Raw genomic sequence first — 18,987 nt, 5'->3', positions numbered from 1 at the left:
TGACTATATAAAAAAGCCCTTCTCATCCTTAAAATAAGGACGAAAAGGGCTTTTTCCGTGGTACCACCTTTATTGAATAATTAACGAAGTAATTATCCCACTTTGTCTGTTAACGCCAGATAACGCCTATGCTTTATATAGGACTCAAAAGGCAGGTTCTGCGTCTTTTCCGTTATGAAGTCTTTCAGCTTATAAACTTCACTCTCTTTTACGTAAGTATCTCGCATACTATTCCTTTTTCTACGTTCCATTTTTTTTATTATTTTTCATTATAACAGTTTTTTTGTTTGTTTCAATTAGTTTTTTAAAGAAATTAAACGATCATTGTTAAATAATACAACCTTAATCGCTGCTGGCTACTGGTTTATCTTGTTTCGTTGTTTAACGCCCAAGTTCTAATCGCATTTGCTACACCATTTTCTTCATTTGTAGCAGTCACTTTATCCGCCGTTTCTTTTACAATTTCTTGAGCATTACCCATCGCAATACCTAAGCCAGCTTCCTTAATCATACTAATATCATTTAAGCTATCACCAACCGCCATTACTTGATCCATGGAAATATGTAATTTTTCGCAAACTGTTTTTAAGCCTTTTGCTTTATTGATGCCTAATGCATTCACTTCAATATTAACGGGGGAAGAATTGCTTATTTCAAATACGCCTTTATCTTGTAATTCTTTCATCACACTTGCACGAATTTGATCATCCTCAATATGGAAGCCAAATTTTAACCAATCTAATGCGGAAATATCCTTTGGCATTTCATCACGCCATAGTTCTCCGCAGCTAATCGCCCAAATAGTTGCTTTATTCTTTTTTGAAAGCTCCCACATCCATTCAACATGTTCTGCTTCCACTAAATTTCTTTCGATTAAATTGCCTTGCCAATCCCATATTTCACTGCCATTTACTGTAACTAAATACGTTTTCAGCAGTAGACTTTCCGCATGTTCTTTACATGTCGCAATCGACCTTCCAGTACTTAAAACGACATGGATTCCTTTGTCTTGAGCTTCTTTAATAGCTTGTCTGTTTTCTTCTGTTATTTCCCCTTTATTATTTAACAACGTTCCATCCATATCAAGTGCAATTAATTTTATGTTTCGATGGTTTTTTTCATGGCTCATATGGTTGGTCCTCCTACTTTTTATTATCAAAAAAACACGATCATTTCTTCTCAACTAAATAATATACCGTTTGACTTTTAATAAGTATACTATTTTATCATTTTTACAAATTCTTTAGACTATATCTCATATTATTATTTGCCACAAAATGAATAGAGCGGCCTACACCTTTTATTGTTGCTGGTATTGCACACGACAATAACCTAAAAGAAAATTAGCTCCACATTACTGCATGCAGCAGTTTCTTGCATTCAGTAATAATTATAGACTTCCCTTACAGTACCTTCAAGATAAGATCCTTCAATAGTCGAAATTAATTCCCATTTTCTCTGCTTCCTAAAAGCACTAAAAATCCTAAAAAGTCAAGAATATCTCCTAAAATAAAAATGAATTTTTTCTATAAAATTGGAAGGTTTTTTTAATTCGGATATTGAAATTATTTATAGCGTAGAAATATTGGTTATACATTAAACAAACTTTTAAGTCGGTTAATAAGAGAAGTATATGGCATGTACTATTTAGTTTAACTTGTCGTTTATGAAAAAAAGGAGCTGTTTCTATTGGATTATCATTTATTAACATTTGTTACTGTTGTTGAAAAGCAAAACTTTACAAGAGCTGCAGAAGCCCTCCACATTACCCAATCCGCCGTTACTTTATCCATAAAATCATTAGAAAAAAAATACAATGCGAAATTTCTAGATAGGACAAACAAATACGTTCGATTAACAAATGCAGGAGAAATTTTATATAAACATGCAAAAAAAATATTAACACAATACGAACAAGTCGAAAGATTAATTGAAAATACAACAGATGTTGTCAGCGGACCATTGATTATCGGCTCCAGTTATACATTTGGGGAATATTTATTACCAAGATATATTGCAGATTTTATAAATGAAAACAAGCTGGTTAATCCAAAAATAACGATACGAAATTCTAATACAATCGTTTCACAACTATTACGTGGAGAACTTAATATCGGTATTGTGGACGGAATGATCGAAAGTCATCCAAACTTATCTAGTACTCCATTCGCTAAGGATGAAATGGTCGTTATTGTTGATAAAGATCATCCTTTGGCCCGTTATGAAGAAGTCGACCTGGAAGATTTGTATGAAGAAACATGGATAATACGAGAGGAAGGCTCTGGATCCCGACAAACCATTGATCAACTTTTTAATAAATTTGCTTTTTCTCCGCCTTTAGTCCGTTCATTTGGCAGTACACAAATAATTAAAGAGTCTGTTGAAGCTGGATTAGGGATTTCCATTGTTTCCAAGTTTGCTATTCAAAAAGAAACGTGCATGCAAACAATTATCCCTTTAAAGATAAAAAACACTTCCATTATCCGTACCTTTTCCTATGTTGTCCCAAAAACAAAATTTAGAGCGCGATCCGTTGATTTATTTCTGAGAAAACTAAAAGACAACAAAATAATAAAAAAAGAAATTGTTTATAATTAAATGGCTCTGTTAAATTCCATTGTTGATTTTCAATAGGTTAGGGAATCCATTCCCTTTCCGCGGACGATCTGGCATGCATCCTCGCTCGTACCTCGAGGTCACTGAAAAAGTGAATGCTATAAAATATAGGTAGTGACAATCCAAGCAACGCAGAGGTTTTCGTTCGGTTTTCCGAGGCTTACCACACGCTTTCCGCGGGGCGAGCGCCGAGCCGCTTCGTCGCTACGCTCCTGCAGGGTCTCGCCTGTCTCGCTAATCCCGCAGGAGTCGTGCGGACGCCTCTCCTAACCAAAATGATGGTCGTTTTCAAACTCTCTATACCATTTTCACCCTAATAATTTTAAGTGTTTCACCTATAATTTATCTAATAAAACACTTTTTCAGTGCCGTCCGTACCTCACTGTGGGGTCTTGTCAGCCCGTTTTTCCGCAGGATTCTCGCAGATCCCCTTCCTATAAAAAACATGAATTTTTAACAGAGCCAATTAAATAAGAAACTAAAAATGTCAATAAATAATTAGTTGACAGCCTTTAACTTTTTTATACGATTACTTACACTAACATTTACTTAAATAATGCTTCTTTTTATGGTACCATTTTTTTCCTCAATGCAACAGATAAAAATAAATCTTGTTCATTAATCTTTTTCATTCTAGTCATAAGAAATAATTATACCTATACGTTTAAATTACTATATCAAATCGTATTCCATTCTGTTGGCTGTTTGTATTTTTTGTTCTTCCCCTACTAATTTTTCGACTAAATGAAAAGCCATAGTAATGCCTGCAGATATACCTCCAGATGTGATGGTTTTTCCTTCATCTACAAATTTCACATTTTTAATTACGTCCACTTCTGGAAACTCATTTTTCAACCGTTCATACGAGGCCCAGTGTGTTGTCGCTTTTTTTCCATTTAAAAGACCTGCTTTTCCTAATAATAAGGCACCTGTGCAAACAGATGTAGTGTACTCTGTTGTACGATCTTGCTGTTTGATCCAAGCAATGACGTTTTCATTATGTATTTCCGTTTGTCTTGCACCGAGACCACCTGGCACGATTAATATATCAAAACATGGGGCATTGTTAAAAGAGTAGCTTGGTTGAACTTGTAATCCATTTCTTGCTGTAATCATCTCTCCCGTTTCAGAAACAGTTACTACTTTAAACGGCTTTATTTCCTCCTCTTCTTTAAAGCTTGCGATTGACAATACTTCAAATGGACCTGCAAAATCCAAGACTTCTACTTCATTAAACAGTAATATTCCAACTAAACGTTGTTTCATCAACGTACACCTCTATCCATTACGAATTAAAAAATAATACCATATGTAGTTCATCAAAATATTGATTATTTACTTTTAACGCTCTTTTTTCTAAACACATAGCAGTAAAACCTAGCGACTCGTATAATTGAATTGCATTATCATTTGTAGCTACAACGCTTAATAAAAGCTGTTCAATATGATACAGTTTTGCAATGGAAATAACCTTTTCTAACAACCCCCGTCCTATCCCTCTTCCCCTATAATCCTTTTCCACAAAAAAAGACAGAACACTCCCTTTATGTTTAATCTTTGTATATACTTCTCTTTGCAATGTAATTGCGCCGATTAATTGATTCTGATAAAAAGCACCTAATGTTAACCGAGAAGGATCTTTTAATTGAATTGTTGCTTTTTTTATCGGCTGTGCTTTGTTTTCTTCTTCCTCTACTGTAACTAAAAAAGCATTTGGATTTTGTTTTAATGTTTTCAGTCTTAATTGCCAATATGATTTAGCATCTTTTGCTGTTAACGCTCGTATGTCCATCCTTCCACCACACTTCATCTAGATGTTTTACACAGGAACTATTAGCTGTTCTTCTTTTAACCACTTATAATAAAACACCGTAGCTGATAAATTCCCATCAGAACTTAACGCATATTTCGGAATTTTCCCTGCTTCTATAAAACCAAACGATTGATACAGTTTATTGGAAGGATCGCCTTCCCTTGTATCGAGTACAAGCAATTGTCTATCGTTTTTTTCAGCTGCCTCTTCAACTACTTGCAGCAGCATTTTGCCAATTCCTTTTTTCTGATACGAAGGAACTACCATTAGTTTTGCTATTTCTGCTCGATGTTTCCCATTTTGTTTATTATTTAAGTGTAATTGTACGGTTGCTATTACAGATTGTTGTTCTTTTACAATCCACAGCAAGATATCGGGATTTTTTTGTACAGTTTCCCAATAATAAAGTGCTTCTTTCTCATCAAGCGGCGCTAAAAATCCGATTGAAGCACCTTGATCTACCACATTTATTAAAAGTTTTGTTAATTCCTTTAGGTATGGTTCCACCTTTGTTATTTGTATGACATTTAGGTTCATCACTTTTCCCCCCTTCATCTTTATTGTAATTCTAGAAATTTTCCATTCCCCCTGCTTCTTTTTTTACTAATTTCATATTTTTCTAAAAACTTTTTAATTATAAACAAATTGGCCATTCTCTTAGATTTTTTACGAAGCCACCATAAAAAAAGAATGAGATTTGCCTGTAAAGCTGCGTTCTCTTCCTTTCCATTTCTATTAGAATGGTAAGGAAGATGGCTATCATGCTTTTTAGGTCATCTCATTCTTTTACATCTAAAATTTATAAACTTCTTTGTTCTATGCCTACTTTTTTGCTTGCAGCAATTAAGTTTTTAATTCCTTCCAGATCATTTTTATCAAAAAGTTCTACTATTTTGCTGCCAACAATTACTCCGTCACAATATTGTGTCATACTTTTCACATGTTCTGGTGTAGATATTCCAAATCCAGCTAAAACAGGAATGGCACTTACTTCTTTTACGTTTAATAAATGTTGGCCTAAATGCTCTTGAAAAGATGTTCTTGCACCAGTTATTCCTGTAACAGTCACGGCATAAAGAAAACCATTTCCTTTTTTCGCGATTGTTTCAATTCGATCAATTGGACTTGTTAAAGTTACAAGACGAACAATTTCCACTTGATATTTTTCAGCAAACGGCAGCAGTATTTCTTCTTCTTCAATCGGCAAATCAGGAACAATAATTCCATTAATATTTGCTTTGTTACAACTTTGAAAAAATGCTTCTATTCCATAAGATAAAATAGGATTAATATATGTCATAAATACAAGTGGAATAGAGGTAGACGCTCTAAATGACGAAATTGTTTCAAACACTTTTTTTAATGTTGTTCCTGCTTTAAGTGCTCGAATACCGGCTGCCTGTATAATTGGACCATCTGCAACTGGATCAGAGAAAGGGATTCCAACTTCAATTGCTGTTGCACCTGCGTTCTCTAAAAACTTGATTTTTTCTTCTAAACTTTCAAGTCCGCCATCACCTGCCATTATATATGGCACAAATGCTTTATCGCCGTTTTTTTTCACTTGTGCAAAAGCTTCTGCAATTGTTATCATTATTCGTTCACTCCCATTTTTTCCATTACCGTGTTCACATCTTTATCTCCTCTTCCAGATAAACACACAACAATACCTTCGTCTTCACGCATCGTTGGAGCTAATTTAAGCACATGGGCAATCGCATGAGCACTTTCCAACGCCGGGATAATTCCTTCTAGCTTACATAATAATTGCAATGCCTCAAATGCTTCATCATCTGTGACAGATTCATATTGCACTCTCCCAATATCATGTAAATAACTATGCTCCGGCCCAATGCCTGGGTAATCCAATCCTGCTGAAATAGAATGAGCCTCTTGGACTTGCCCATCCTCATCCTGCAATAAATACATATAACAGCCATGAAGAACACCTGGTTTTCCTTTTGTTAAAGAAGCAGCATGTTTTTCTGTATGAAGACCGTGCCCTGAAGCTTCTACACCATACATTTTTACATCCTTGTCTTCAATAAAAGGATAAAACATGCCCATTGCATTGCTTCCCCCGCCGATGCAAGCAACAACTGCATCTGGAAGCTTGTTTTCTTTTAACAAATATTGCTGTTTTGATTCTTTTCCGATAACACTTTGGAAATCTCTGACCATCATTGGAAAAGGATGCGGACCTAATACAGAGCCTAAAATATAATGAGTATCTAAAACATTCGTCACCCAATAACGCAATGCTTCATTACAAGCATCCTTTAATGTAGCACTTCCAGAAGTAACGCCAACCACTTTTGCACCAAGCATTTCCATTCTGAACACATTTAATTTTTGCCTGCGAATATCTTCTTCTCCCATAAAAATCGTACATTCTAAATTTAATAGTGCACAAGCCGTTGCAGTAGCAACTCCATGCTGTCCCGCGCCAGTTTCTGCGACAACTTTCTTTTTGCCCATTCTTTTAGCCAGCAGCGCTTGCCCAATAGAGTTGTTGATTTTATGTGCACCTGTATGGTTTAAATCTTCTCTTTTTAAATAAATTTTCGCACCATTTGCATGTTTCGTTAAGTTTTCTGCAAAATATAATGGTGTTTCTCTGCCAACATAATCTTTTAATAAATAATCCAACTCTGCTTGAAAGTCAGGATCGTTAGTTGCTTCTACATAGGCTTTTTCCAGTTCTGTTACGGCATGCATTAATGTCTCTGGTACATATCTTCCACCATAAATGCCATAATGACCTTTTTTATCTGGAAACGAATAGTTTGTTGTCATTATTTGTAAATCCTCCTAATTACTGATTACGTACAGTTACTTTATTTAAAAACTCTTCGATTTTCAGCAAATCTTTTTTTCCTTCTGTTTCTACACCGCTGCTTACATCGACCATATAAGGCTTTACCGTTTTTAGTGCTGTTTCTACGTTGTCCTTATGAAGTCCACCAGCCAGGATTACTTTTTTTCCATTAAAATCATAATCTTTTATTATGTTCCAATCAAATGTTTTGCCATTACCGCCATGGTAATGTTCTCTCGGACTGTCCAATAGCACATAATCACATGTAAAATCTACAACTGTTTGTAAATCTGCTTCAGATTGAATGCTAAAAGCTTTTATTACAGGCAGTGAAAACTGTGCTGCAAATTCACTCGTTTCATCGCCATGCAGCTGAATGACATTGATGCCGGAAACTTTGACAATCTCGTCGATGTTTTCTTTTGACTCATTCACAAAAACACCGACTTTCCATATGTCTCCCGGCAATTCTGCAATAATTTCTTTTGCATCTTCCGGACTAATTTTTCGTTTGCTTTTTGCAAAAACAAAACCAACCGCTTTTGCACCATGCTTAACGGAACATAATGCGGCGTCTTTATTCGTAATCCCACAAATTTTTGCTGTCATTTTTCCACAACCTTATAATTTCACTTTCATTTCTTTTAATGTAGACTCCAAATTAGCGCTTTTCATAAATGTTTCGCCTACTAAAATCACATTTGCTCCTGCAGCTACAACCCTTTGTATATCATCCATCGTGGCAATTCCACTTTCACTGACTAAATAGCTGCCGCTTTTTTTAATCATTGGCGCAAGTCGCTCTGTTGTTTCCAAAGACACTTCAAATGTTTTTAAATTACGATTATTCACGCCGATCAGCGGAGCGCCGATTGCAATTGCCCGCTCTGCTTCTTCCTCATTATGCACTTCTACCAACACTTCTAAGTCTTTTTCTATTGCATAATCGTATAGGCTTTTTAACTTTTGATCATCTAATGCTGCAACAATTAATAAAATTAAGTTTGCACCATAATGCTTGGCAAAGTCTATTTGAATAGGATCGATAATAAAGTCTTTGCAAAGCAGCGGGACTTCCACCGTTGATCTGACTGTTTGCAGATCTTCAAAGCTACCTTTAAAAAACGGTGTATCCGTCAAGACAGAAATAGCATCTGCACCATACTGTTCATAGTTTTTTGTCTGCACTGCCGGGTCCAAATTGATATTAATATCCCCTTTAGACGGAGATGCTCTTTTAAACTCTGAAATAATCGAGAGTGTATCAGCAGCAGCTAGCTTATTTAAAAAAGATACTTGCTTATGTTTTGAAGCTGTCTCTAATTCTTGTTTTCTATTATTTAATTGTTCAACGACCGCATATTTTTCTGCGATAATCTTATCTAAAATCGTACCCATTATACCCCTGCTTTCTCTAATTCCTTACTTTTCTCTACAAGTTTTTGCAATTTACCGTAAGCAGCTCCTGTATCAATACTTTCTTTCGCAAGCTGTACACCTTGTTTAATCGAGTCTGCTTTTCCGGCTGCAAAGATGCCGATCCCAGCATTTAATAAAACTGTATCTCGATATGCCCCAGCTTCTCCTTTTAATACTTGCAATAAAATGTCCGCATTTTCTTTCGCATCGCCGCCACGTATTTTATCGTTCGTATAAACTGGAAGATTCACATCATTTGGATGTAAAATTTTCTTTTCTATCTTGCCGTTATTTAAAATAACCAATTCGTTGTCGCCTTGCAGGGATGCTTCATCCATGCTGCCTGCTCCATTAAGCACTACTGCCCGTTTTCTTCCTAATTTTTTCAATACTTCTGCAAACAACTCTGTAAAGTCATTTCGGTAAATACCTAACACTTGTGACTCTAGATTAATCGGATTGGTTAACGGGCCGATTAAATTAAAAATGGTTGGAATGCCTAATTCTCTGCGAACTTTCATAATTCTTCCCATTTTAGGCTGTACATGCTGGGCAAACAAAAAAGTAATGCCGATGTCTTCTAGCTGTTTTTCATTCTGCTCAGGTGAAATGTCTAGTTTAATGCCAAGATGCTCCAGTACATCAGCACTGCCTGTTTTACTAGAAATACTGCGATTTCCATGCTTTGCAACAGGAATTCCAGCCCCAGCCAATACAAAAGCAGATGTACTGCTAATATTAAAGCTTTGCGAACCATCTCCGCCAGTTCCACAATTATCGATGCATCCTGTAACCGTATTTTTGAAAGGAAGTGTTTGTTCTCTTACTGCTTTTACAATACCTACTATTTCGTCAACTTTTTCGCCTTTCATTTTTAAGCCTATAATAAAAGCAGCAATTTCACTATCGGAAATATTTTCTGAAAATAATTGTCTTGCTGCAACAATCATTTCTTCTTCGGTTAACGATTCATTTCGCATTAACTTCTGCAAATATTCCTTCATTTGATAACTTCCTTTCTTGTTTCTTGAATAAAATTCGTTAAAAGTTGTTTTCCAGTTTCCGTTCCAACGGATTCTGGATGAAACTGAAAGCCGTACAGCGGGTATTCCTTATGCTTGATCGCCATGATTTCTTCATCGTCCGCAGAATAAGCTAAAACATCAAACTCTTTTGCTAACGTGCCTTTTTTTATCACGAGTGAATGATATCTCATTACTTCTACTTGCTCTTCTAATCCTTTAAATACCGATGTATTAGTTGTCGTTAAATACGATGTTTTTCCGTGCATAATATTTTCCGCTTTTGTAACTTCTCCGCCAAATGCATATCCTATCCCCTGATGCCCTAGACAGATTCCTAAAATCGGAAATTCTTGATGCAATTCCTGAATAACCTTAATGAGAATCCCTGCATTTTCAGGTCTGCCAGGTCCTGGCGACAAGACAATTCGATCTGGATTCATTTTTCTGATTTCTTCAATGGAAATTTTGTCGTTTCGTACTACTTTTACTTCTTCTCCTAATTCTCCTAAATACTGAAATAAATTATACGTAAAAGAATCATAATTATCGATTAATAAAATCATGTTGACCCTCCAAGAATACTTTTAATTTATGAATTGTTTCATCATACTCTTTTTCTGGAACAGAATCATAGACGATACCTGCACCTGCTTGAATATACGCTGTCTTATCCTTTATAACCATTGTGCGGATCGCTAATGCAAAGTCCATGTTTCCGTTATTGGAAAAATAACCGACAGCTCCAGAGTAAATTCCTCTTTTTACTCCTTCTAGTTCATTAATAATTTGCATCGCCCTTATTTTTGGGGCACCTGAAACGGTTCCAGCCGGCAAACAAGAAATGAGTGCATCTACACTTGAAAAATTATCTTTTAAATTGCCGCTTACTTCGGATACTAAATGCATCACATGCTTGTATTTTTCGACTTTTATATATTTTTCGACTTTTACGCTTCCGAAATGACTTACTTTCCCTACATCATTTCTTGCTAAATCAACAAGCATTTTATGTTCAGCCAACTCTTTTTCATCTTGTAATAAGTCTAATTCTAATTCTTTATCTCCCTCTTGTGTTGTTCCTCTTGGTCTCGTTCCTGCGATTGGATTCGTAATGATTTTGCCATTGCTTGTTTTTATCAAACTTTCCGGCGAGCTTCCTACAACAGCATAATCTTCAAAGTCTAAAAAATACATATAAGGCGACTGATTTTTTATGCGAAGCTTCCTATAATAAGAAAACGCTGAGCCATTTATGCTGGCTGACATTCGCTGAGACGGAACCACTTGAAAAATGTCCCCTTCTCGAATATACTCTTTTGCTTTTTCTACTTTTTCAATAAACTCCTCTTTTGTAATACTAGGTTGAAATGATGATAACGTGACCTCTTCTTTTTCTTCTACAAAAGGTGCTGTTAATTCCGTCTTTCTTCTATCTATTTTCGCTTTTAAATCTTCTTCCGTCGTTGTGTCGGTTAATGGAGTAGCAACTAAATAAATCGTTTGTTCTAAATGATCAAAAATCACTAAATCTTCAAAAAACATCAAATGAACATCTGGTATTCCTATTTCATCTTTTGCTTCCTCGCCGATATCCTCGTATTGCCTAATATTATCATACCCAACATAGCCAATCGCCCCACCACTTATCGGAAGTTGAAAAGGCAAATCAACCTGTTGATTTGGCAATAGTTTTTTTACCAGAGATAATGCCTTTTCCTTTATTTCCTCCTTTTCACTACCACGGACAATAACCGAACTTGATCCTTTTCCAATTAATTCAAAAGCAGGATTACTGCCGATAATCGAATATCTTCCCGAATTCTCATGTTTAAGAGAGCTTTCTAATAAAAATCTCTTGTTCCCCTTTAATCTTTGGTAAATACTGATTGGTGTTAATGTATCTCCATCTATCTTCTCTATTATTAACAATTGATTTTTTGTTTGCTGCATGTTTATTTCCTCCTTATTTCATCCAAGAGCTAGGCGCTGGAGCTGGATGCGGACTCAACCGATAAGTTATCCACAACTCCGTTTCGTTTATAATTTCCTATAATATAAAAAAGTCCCCTATCTGGAATCTAAAATTTGATTCAGATAGAGGACGATTATATAACCGCGGTACCACCTCACGTTAGAGTGTCATTAACACTCTCTCTTTTCGAGTACAATAGAAAAGCGTAAGCGCCTTGTACAGTCCTGAAGAAAAATGTTCATTTGACTCAAAAAGTGCTTTTTACTTTCAGAGGCAAATGGTTATTTTTCACAAGGGTTAGGCGCTGAAGCTAGACACTCGTCTAACTTCAAAATTTCATACCCTCTTATACTCTATCCATTTAACGGCGGAAACCGACGAACTCTACTACGGTTTTCAAGTTCGCACTCATAAGTCCATTCTGTTAACTGGTTGTATCGGTTTACACCAACCACCGACTCTCTGTAACAACACATAGCAACATACTACTCTTAATCATCGTTTTAATTATTTTGTTTTTAATAAACGTTCTTTTCGTATAGATTGTTTTTATTTACCCCGCAGCCGGAATACACTTCGCTTTCCGCGGACGAGTGCCGAGCCTCCTCGTCGCTATGCTCCTGTGGGGTCTCGACTTTCTCGCTTTTTCCGCAGGAGTCTATGTGTATTCCGGCTGCTCAGTGCTTTAGCTATGTTTATTTTTTATTCAAAAACTACAAACTTTTAGAAAACAGCCTTAATAAATACAAAAAGGGCTCTCTCCTATAAAAAGGACGAGAAACCCGTGGTGCCACCTTCATTAGCTTAAAATAAGCTCACTTTAAGGAAATCTATACACATCTATGGTGTAAAATTTCCGTCTCTTGTAACGATGAGACTTTCGCTAAAGCCTACTTCTAAAAAAGTTTCGGTTTAGAGGCTCGGAAGTCCATTCACTTTTATTTCGACACTGATTTGCACCAACCATCAGCTCTCTATAGTTTCCATAAAAGTTACTACTCTTCGTCATAGCCGATCACTATGTTGATACCATATTAATGAATTTTCCGAAAAAAGTCAAGTGGTTTTATTTAAAGGCTGTTTTCGTATAGATTGTTGCTTTTAAATTCGCAGCCTGAATACACTTCGTCCGTTTAGCGAGCGTCGAGCGTCGAGCGTCGAGCCTCCTCGTCACATACGCTCTGCTTAAGTCTCGTCTTTCTCGCATTCCCACAGGAGTCTACGTGTATTCAGTCTGCTGAGTACTTCTTCTCCCATTTTTTTACGTAAATAACAACAAACTTTGAGAAAACAGCCTATTTTAATAACAGAAGTTTCTCAAACCTGTTTTTCCAATCAACAGCAAGTGCCTCTAATTGTAAGACTTTTTCTATTTCATGTTTATTATTCCGATCTATTAATATTAAATGAGTAGCGTCCCAAACAGATATAATTTGTTGTTGTCTTTCTATTAACGTAAAGGTTGAATCCGTTTTAACCGTTCCCTCTTCTAGCACTTTTAAAAAATAACCGGTAAAACACGTTTCCACGATTCTAGGTAAAAACGTATCAATATGATTAAATTTCGAAATAGTGGAGCATGGAATTCTTCCTTGTGTCACTTGAACAATGGCATTGCCTAAAGAAAAAATGTCTCCAATATATGTATCCTTTTCTACAAATCCTTTTGTACAAATATTTTCGCCAAATGCCGGCGGAGACAAATGAACCTTATATTCTTTTTCCCATTTTTCATAATGCTCATATGGATAATAGCAAACCGCACGCTCAGGACCACCATGAAATGCTGGATTTGCAACCCCATCCCCTTCGAACCCATTAACTGTCAATCTTACTTCTTCTATTTTAGTTTTTCCAATGGCAGTAGAATATGTCTTATCTTTCCAAGAGAGAACTTCTGGTTTTCCAACACTTAATGCAATAATTTGATTCAAAAATCCTTCCTCCATTTCCTTATGATAATTCATTTTATCATATGTACTATGGTGCAATATTCGTTTATAAAAGTTTTACATTTAATATGATCCATTTTTTCCCACTTTAATTTCTTAGTAATTTACCTTCCATTCGTACATATTAAGTGAAGATAACATACCGAAATCAAGGAGATAAACAAAAATGGAACATGTTAATGATGAAAAAAATATAATGAATCTTTCTAGTGTAAAAAAAACAAAACAAAAAACAAATCATGATCAGGTGAAGGTTTCTAAAATGTCGATATTGTCCATCGCGTCTATCCCACTTGTGATGACGCTTGGAAACAGCATGCTTATCCCTGTTCTTCCTTCTATTGAAAAAAAATTATCCATTTCTTCTTTCCAAGTTAGTATGATTATCACCGTCTACTCAATCGTTGCCATTTTGTTGATTCCTGTAGCAGGTTATTTATCTGATCATATCGGTCGAAAAAAGGTGATTATTCCAAGTCTCATTATTACTGCAATAGGAGGAGCTATTGCAGGTTTAGCGTCTTGGATGATGGACAATAGCTATTGGGTCATCCTTCTCGGAAGAGCACTTCAAGGAGTCGGTGCAGCTGGGGCTTTTCCTATTGTATTGCCATTGGTTGGGGATATGTTTAAAAAAGAAGAAGATGTCAGCAGTACATTAGGTGTTATTGAAACAGCAAATACATTTGGTAAAGTATTAAGTCCAATATTTGGGGCATTTCTTGCTGGAATCATTTGGTTTATCCCGTTTATGTCCATACCAGTGTTCTGTTTATTTTCTATTTTATTAATCCTTTTTTTTGTTAAAGCACCTGCCAATCAAAAAAAGCCTTTACCATTTAAAAAATTCATTTTACATGTAAGAGAAGTAATTAAAAAGGATAAATATTGGCTATATGCTATTTTTTTTATTGGAGCCATTGTTATGTTTATCCTATTTGCGGAAATGTTTTACTTTTCAGATGTATTGGAAAAAACATATCACATTAAAAATATTAAAAAAGGATTTTTCCTTGCCATTCCATTAAGTGCATTATGTCTTACTTCATTCATCATAGGAAAAAAAATAAAGCAAGATCAAAATGTAATGAGATGGATTACTTTCATTGCAATTATTGCTATTATTATAGGAACAATCGCCCTCAGTTTCACCAATAAATTACCGTATATCATTACATTTCTTACTATTTCAGGAATCGGTATTGGTGCAAGCCTTCCCCCATTAGATGCTTTAATAACGGAAGGCATTGAAAAAGAAGAAAAAGGAACCATTACAAGCCTTTATAGTTCCATGCGGTTTATTGGTGTTGCCAGCGGACCACCATGTATGGCTTTATTAATTAAACACGCTTATCATGTTCAGTTTTATTTATTAAGTGGCATCACCATACTTGCCGCACTTGCCGCCTTTTTTCGTTTAAAACAACAAAAAAACACATAATGAACGACATCGTCTATTAAAAAAACCCCCAAAGGCAGAAGCCTTTGGGGGTTTGCTTATTTATTTTTTTGTTGTGTTGGTTTTTTTAATACACCAAGTAAAACAGCACTTACAACAGAACCGATTACAATTGACAACAAGTACAATAACCAATTTCCATCAACTAATCCGATGACGAATACTCCACCGTGAGGAGCTCTTAGTCCAATATTAAAGAACATCGATAATCCTCCAGTGATTGCTGCACCAATTGCTACAGAAGGGATAACACGAAGTGGATCTGCTGCTGCAAATGGAATCGCACCTTCTGTGATAAAAGATAATCCCATTATATAATTTGTTGTACCTGCATCTCTTTCTTGTTTTGTAAATTTGTTTCTAAAGAAAGTTGTTGCTAATGCAATGGCAAGTGGCGGAACCATTCCTCCAGCCATGATAGCTGCCATTGGTTCATATACGCCGTTTGCGATTAATCCTGTACCAAATACATATGCTGATTTATTAATTGGACCACCCATATCAATCGCCATCATTCCGCCGACAACGATTCCTAATAACACCGCATTTGCTGTTCCTAAACCGGCAAGCCAGTTTGTTAAACCTTCATTTATATTACTAACAGGATCATTAATGACGTATAACATTAACATGCCGACAATAAATATTCCTAAAACTGGATATAAAAGAATCGTTTTAATACCTTCTAAAGCTTGAGGCAATGTTGATAATACTTTTTTCAATCCTACTACTACATACCCTGCTAAGAAACCTGCAATTAATCCGCCAAGGAAACCAGCCCCGCTTGAAGCTGCTATCATACCGCCAACCATACCAGGAGCAAATCCAGGACGATCTGCGATGCTCATTGCGATAAATGCAGCAAGCACAGGCACTAATAAAGCAAATGCATTCGTTCCTCCGATTGTCATTAACGCTTCAGCAAATTGATTATACGTAGGATCCTCTGGTTTAAAAGAATTGTAGCCAAACATAAAACATATAGCAATTAATATACCGCCGCCGACTACAAATGGAAGCATATTGGAAACACCATTCATTAAGTGTTTGTAGATGCCTGTTTTTCCTTTTTCGCTGCTTTCTCTGGAGCTTGAGCCACTGCCACCTTGATAAACAGGCGCTTCCTGTTTGAGTGCTTTTTCAATTAATTCCTGCGGTTTTCTAATTCCGTCTGCAACTGGCGTTTCTAGGACATGTTTCCCTTTAAAACGCTCCATTTGCACTTTTGTATCTGCAGCAACAATGACAGCGGTAGCGTTTTCAATTTCTTCTGAAGTCAGAACATTTTTTGCACCACCTGAGCCATTTGTTTCTACTTTAATGTCAACACCAAGCTCTGCTGCTTTTGCTTTTAATGAATCCGCAGCCATATATGTGTGAGCGATACCTGTTGGACAAGCTGTTACAGCAACAATAAAATTCTTTTTGTCTGCAATATTTTGCTCTACTTCTTCCTCTTCTACATCATAACTATCAATGATTTCAACAACTTCAAGTTTCGTTTTTGCAGCAAGTAATTTAGCACGAGCATCTTCTTTTAATAAGATAGTAGATAATCTTGATAGTGCTTCCAAATGGGTGTTGTTTGCACCGTCTGGAGCGGCAATCATAAAGAAAAGATTTGCCGGCTGACCATCTAAAGATTCATAATCAATACCTGATGTGGAACGGCCAAATGCAATTGCCGGCGTTTTTACAGCTTTTGTTTTTGCATGTGGAATGGCAATTCCTTCGCCGATTCCAGTCGTACTTTGTTCTTCCCTTTTTAAAATGGCTACTTTATATTCTTCTTTATTCGTTAACCTCCCTGCAGAATTTAGGAGATCAACCAATTGATTAATTGCATCTAATTTCTGTTTTCCTTCTATATTTAAAAGGATGGTTTCTTGCGTTAACAATTCTGTTATTCTCATCATACAACGCTCCTTTAATTAGTAGAGCAGTCTTTGGAAGCATAGTTCATGCGCTTAAGACGCTCTGCAATTTATTTAATCACAACTTGCGGCAATAAACTTTCTACTTTCTCTTTTGTGCATAAACCAATCGAAAAGGCTGTAGCACTGCCAGAAGCTACACTATAACGAAAGGCTTCGCGAATATCTTGTGTTTCCTGATATTTCGCAAGGAACCCAGCAACCATACTATCGCCAGCACCTACAGAGCTTTTGACTTCTCCTTTTGGGACTGTACTGATGATTGTTTCATGCTCATTAATTAGCACCGCACCATCACCAGCTAGTGAAACAATGACATTTTGAGCTCCCCGTTCTAACAGCTTTTTACCGTATGGAATAACATCTTCTACACTTGTTATCATTGTATCGAATAGTTCACCTAATTCATGATGATTTGGTTTAATAAGAAATGGTTGATATGGCAATACTTTATTTAATAGTTCACCTTCCGCATCCACAACAAATGAAATTTTGTGTTCATGACAAATCTTCACTAACTCTTCATACGTTGTTTTTGGTAGCGTAGATGGAATGCTGCCGGCAAGAACTAATAAATCATCCGTTGTTAATTCACGAATCTTCTGCTTCAATTCCACAAATTTTTCTGCTGATATGAAAGGTCCGTTTGCATTTAATTCGGTTTCAGCATCTGCTTTTACTTTTACATTAATCCTCGTATCTTCTTCGACTTCTACAAAATTTGTTTCGATATTTTCTTTTTGCAGCTGATCTACGATATATTTACCCGTAAATCCACCTACAAACCCTAAAGCTTTGCTTTTTACACCCATTCGATTCAGTACTCTTGAAACATTAATTCCTTTTCCACCAGGAAATTTACTAGTAATTCCTACACGATTTAAATCTCCCAAGTTAACTGTTTCTAATTCCAAGATATAATCAACAGAAGGATTTAAAGTTAATGTATAAATCATACTCTCACAACCTTTATTCTAGTTTTACGTAAATACTTGTCGCTTGCTGTTTCATCAAGATGATTGGTAATAATGACTGCCTCACTTAAATCGGCAATTTTTGAAAAATAAACTTCTGAAAATTTGCTGTTATCTGCAACTACAAATGCTTCTCTCGAAAGTTTCATCGCTAAATTTTTTACCATTGCTTCTTCTTGATCAGGTGTAGTATACCCCGATTCTGGATGAATACCATTTACCCCCATAAAACATTTATCAAACCGATAGTTTGCTAAACTAACTAAGGCTCCTCTACCTACCATCGCTTTGGTATTCTCTTTCACATAACCACCTAAGAAATACGTGCGTATTCCCTTTTCTAGCAATGGCTGCAGATGCATTAATCCATTGGTGACGACGACGATATCTTTATTTTCAAGAAATGGAATCATTTCTGTCACTGTTGAACCAGCGTCTAAATAAATGCTGTCTCCAGCTTCAATACAATTTGCCGCATAGGATGCAATTTGTTTCTTTTCATGAAGGTTTTTGAAAGTTTTTTCACTCATGCTAGGTTCCGTCAGTTTCCCTTGTAATCTAGACGCACCTCCATGAACTCTTTTCAAAAAACCTTCTTGCTCTAAAAATGTTAGATCTCGTCTTATCGTCGACTCAGAAGCGGATGTTTTCTCTACGAGTTCCTGTGTTTTAACTGTATTTCTTTCCTTAATTAATTGTAAAATAAAACGATGTCTTTCTGGTGTTAACATATTTTCACATCCTCTTTGAGTATGTGTTATGCCTCTATAAAAATAATACTGCAAACGGTTTCAAATTACAATATTTTTCTTTCAAAATCATTCAAAAAAATTCATATTTTGATTGTTTGTGAATAATTTATGAATTTTGTTTTTTTCAACTATTTAAATTACATATTGTAAAACTCATTTTCTTCACTATTTACGTTTCTTTTCTTGAATTTACCCACTCTTTTCTCCTATAATAGATATCAGCTTGTCTTAAATTTGAAGTAAAGGATTTAAT

General features: G+C 35.8%; 17 protein-coding genes and 3 other annotated features. Of the genes, 2 read left to right on the top strand and 15 right to left on the bottom strand.

Translation table 11 applies throughout. The annotated features are described in order from the left end of the window. Nucleotides 1-32 precede the first annotated feature (32 nt). Nucleotides 33-252 (bottom strand) — a binding site (T-box leader). A 112-nt stretch (nt 253-364) separates the two neighbouring features. Further along, entirely contained in the window at nt 365-1,129 is a 765-nt protein-coding gene (locus ACTYA4_RS00175; protein ID WP_443479520.1) for a Cof-type HAD-IIB family hydrolase, read from the bottom strand. Nucleotides 1,130-1,689: 560 nt separating this feature from the next. On the opposite strand from ACTYA4_RS00175, the gene ACTYA4_RS00170 reads away from it, so the two are divergent. Then, nucleotides 1,690-2,598, top strand: coding sequence for a LysR family transcriptional regulator (locus ACTYA4_RS00170; protein WP_443479519.1), 909 nt, complete (start codon nt 1,690-1,692; stop codon nt 2,596-2,598). Between the two features lie 690 nt (nt 2,599-3,288). Here ACTYA4_RS00170 and ACTYA4_RS00165 read toward each other — a convergent pair. From ACTYA4_RS00165 to ACTYA4_RS00115, 11 genes are all read right to left on the bottom strand, one after another. Further along, nucleotides 3,289-3,882 carry a DJ-1/PfpI family protein gene (locus ACTYA4_RS00165; RefSeq protein WP_443479794.1) on the bottom strand — a complete coding sequence of 198 codons (594 nt, stop codon included), beginning with the start codon at nt 3,880-3,882 and terminating at the stop codon, nt 3,289-3,291. Between the two features lie 19 nt (nt 3,883-3,901). Further along, nucleotides 3,902-4,408, bottom strand: a complete 507-nt coding sequence (locus tag ACTYA4_RS00160) for a GNAT family N-acetyltransferase (protein ID WP_443479518.1) — start codon at nt 4,406-4,408, stop codon at nt 3,902-3,904. 27 nt (nt 4,409-4,435) lie between these two features. Then, nucleotides 4,436-4,969: a GNAT family N-acetyltransferase gene (locus ACTYA4_RS00155; RefSeq protein WP_443479517.1), complete on the bottom strand. Its 534-nt coding sequence runs from the start codon at nt 4,967-4,969 to the stop codon at nt 4,436-4,438. Nucleotides 4,970-5,228: 259 nt separating this feature from the next. Further along, nucleotides 5,229-6,023: a tryptophan synthase subunit alpha gene (gene trpA / locus ACTYA4_RS00150; protein WP_443479516.1), complete on the bottom strand. Its 795-nt coding sequence runs from the start codon at nt 6,021-6,023 to the stop codon at nt 5,229-5,231. Next, nucleotides 6,023-7,225 carry a tryptophan synthase subunit beta gene (trpB, locus tag ACTYA4_RS00145; protein ID WP_443479515.1) on the bottom strand — a complete coding sequence of 401 codons (1,203 nt, stop codon included), beginning with the start codon at nt 7,223-7,225 and terminating at the stop codon, nt 6,023-6,025. The genes trpA and trpB overlap by 1 nt, the downstream gene beginning before the upstream one ends. A gap of 19 nt (nt 7,226-7,244) precedes the next feature. Then, a complete protein-coding gene (locus tag ACTYA4_RS00140) occupies nt 7,245-7,856 on the bottom strand; it encodes a phosphoribosylanthranilate isomerase (RefSeq protein WP_443479514.1) in 612 nt (203 codons plus the stop codon). 12 nt (nt 7,857-7,868) lie between these two features. Continuing rightward, on the bottom strand, nt 7,869-8,645 hold the full coding sequence (gene trpC / locus ACTYA4_RS00135) for an indole-3-glycerol phosphate synthase TrpC (protein WP_443479513.1): 777 nt from the start codon (nt 8,643-8,645) through the stop codon (nt 7,869-7,871). Further along, complete coding sequence (trpD, locus tag ACTYA4_RS00130; RefSeq protein ID WP_443479512.1) at nt 8,645-9,670, bottom strand: anthranilate phosphoribosyltransferase; 1,026 nt, start codon at nt 9,668-9,670, stop codon at nt 8,645-8,647. Before trpD ends, trpC begins: the two co-directional genes overlap by 1 nt. After that, entirely contained in the window at nt 9,667-10,254 is a 588-nt protein-coding gene (locus ACTYA4_RS00125; protein WP_443479511.1) for an anthranilate synthase component II, read from the bottom strand. The genes trpD and ACTYA4_RS00125 overlap by 4 nt, the downstream gene beginning before the upstream one ends. Further along, nucleotides 10,235-11,641, bottom strand: coding sequence for an anthranilate synthase component I (trpE, locus tag ACTYA4_RS00120; RefSeq protein WP_443479510.1), 1,407 nt, complete (start codon nt 11,639-11,641; stop codon nt 10,235-10,237). Before trpE ends, ACTYA4_RS00125 begins: the two co-directional genes overlap by 20 nt. Nucleotides 11,642-11,785: 144 nt before the next feature. Beyond that, nucleotides 11,786-12,171: a binding site (T-box leader), on the bottom strand. A gap of 258 nt (nt 12,172-12,429) precedes the next feature. Next, nucleotides 12,430-12,681, bottom strand: a binding site (T-box leader). 277 nt (nt 12,682-12,958) lie between these two features. Beyond that, the gene (locus tag ACTYA4_RS00115; protein ID WP_443479509.1) at nt 12,959-13,597 is read right to left on the bottom strand and encodes an MOSC domain-containing protein; all 639 of its coding nucleotides are present in this window, start codon (nt 13,595-13,597) and stop codon (nt 12,959-12,961) included. A 184-nt stretch (nt 13,598-13,781) separates the two neighbouring features. On the opposite strand from ACTYA4_RS00115, the gene ACTYA4_RS00110 reads away from it, so the two are divergent. Next, nucleotides 13,782-15,056 carry an MFS transporter gene (locus ACTYA4_RS00110; RefSeq protein WP_443479508.1) on the top strand — a complete coding sequence of 425 codons (1,275 nt, stop codon included), beginning with the start codon at nt 13,782-13,784 and terminating at the stop codon, nt 15,054-15,056. Between the two features lie 56 nt (nt 15,057-15,112). Here the strand turns inward: ACTYA4_RS00110 and ACTYA4_RS00105 are convergent, their stop codons facing one another. The 3 genes from ACTYA4_RS00105 to ACTYA4_RS00095 all read right to left on the bottom strand — a co-directional run bounded on the left by ACTYA4_RS00105 (nt 15,113) and on the right by ACTYA4_RS00095 (nt 18,713). Beyond that, entirely contained in the window at nt 15,113-16,987 is a 1,875-nt protein-coding gene (locus tag ACTYA4_RS00105; protein WP_443479793.1) for a PTS fructose transporter subunit IIABC, read from the bottom strand. 71 nt (nt 16,988-17,058) lie between these two features. Next, nucleotides 17,059-17,964 (bottom strand): 1-phosphofructokinase, encoded by a 906-nt coding sequence (pfkB, locus tag ACTYA4_RS00100; protein WP_443479507.1) that lies wholly within the window; start codon nt 17,962-17,964, stop codon nt 17,059-17,061. Then, nucleotides 17,961-18,713, bottom strand: coding sequence for a DeoR/GlpR family DNA-binding transcription regulator (locus ACTYA4_RS00095; RefSeq protein ID WP_443479506.1), 753 nt, complete (start codon nt 18,711-18,713; stop codon nt 17,961-17,963). Before ACTYA4_RS00095 ends, pfkB begins: the two co-directional genes overlap by 4 nt. Nucleotides 18,714-18,987 lie beyond the last annotated feature (274 nt).

The organism is Niallia yueguangensis (assembly GCF_052663115.1).
This window is presented reverse-complemented; position numbering and strand designations above follow the sequence as displayed.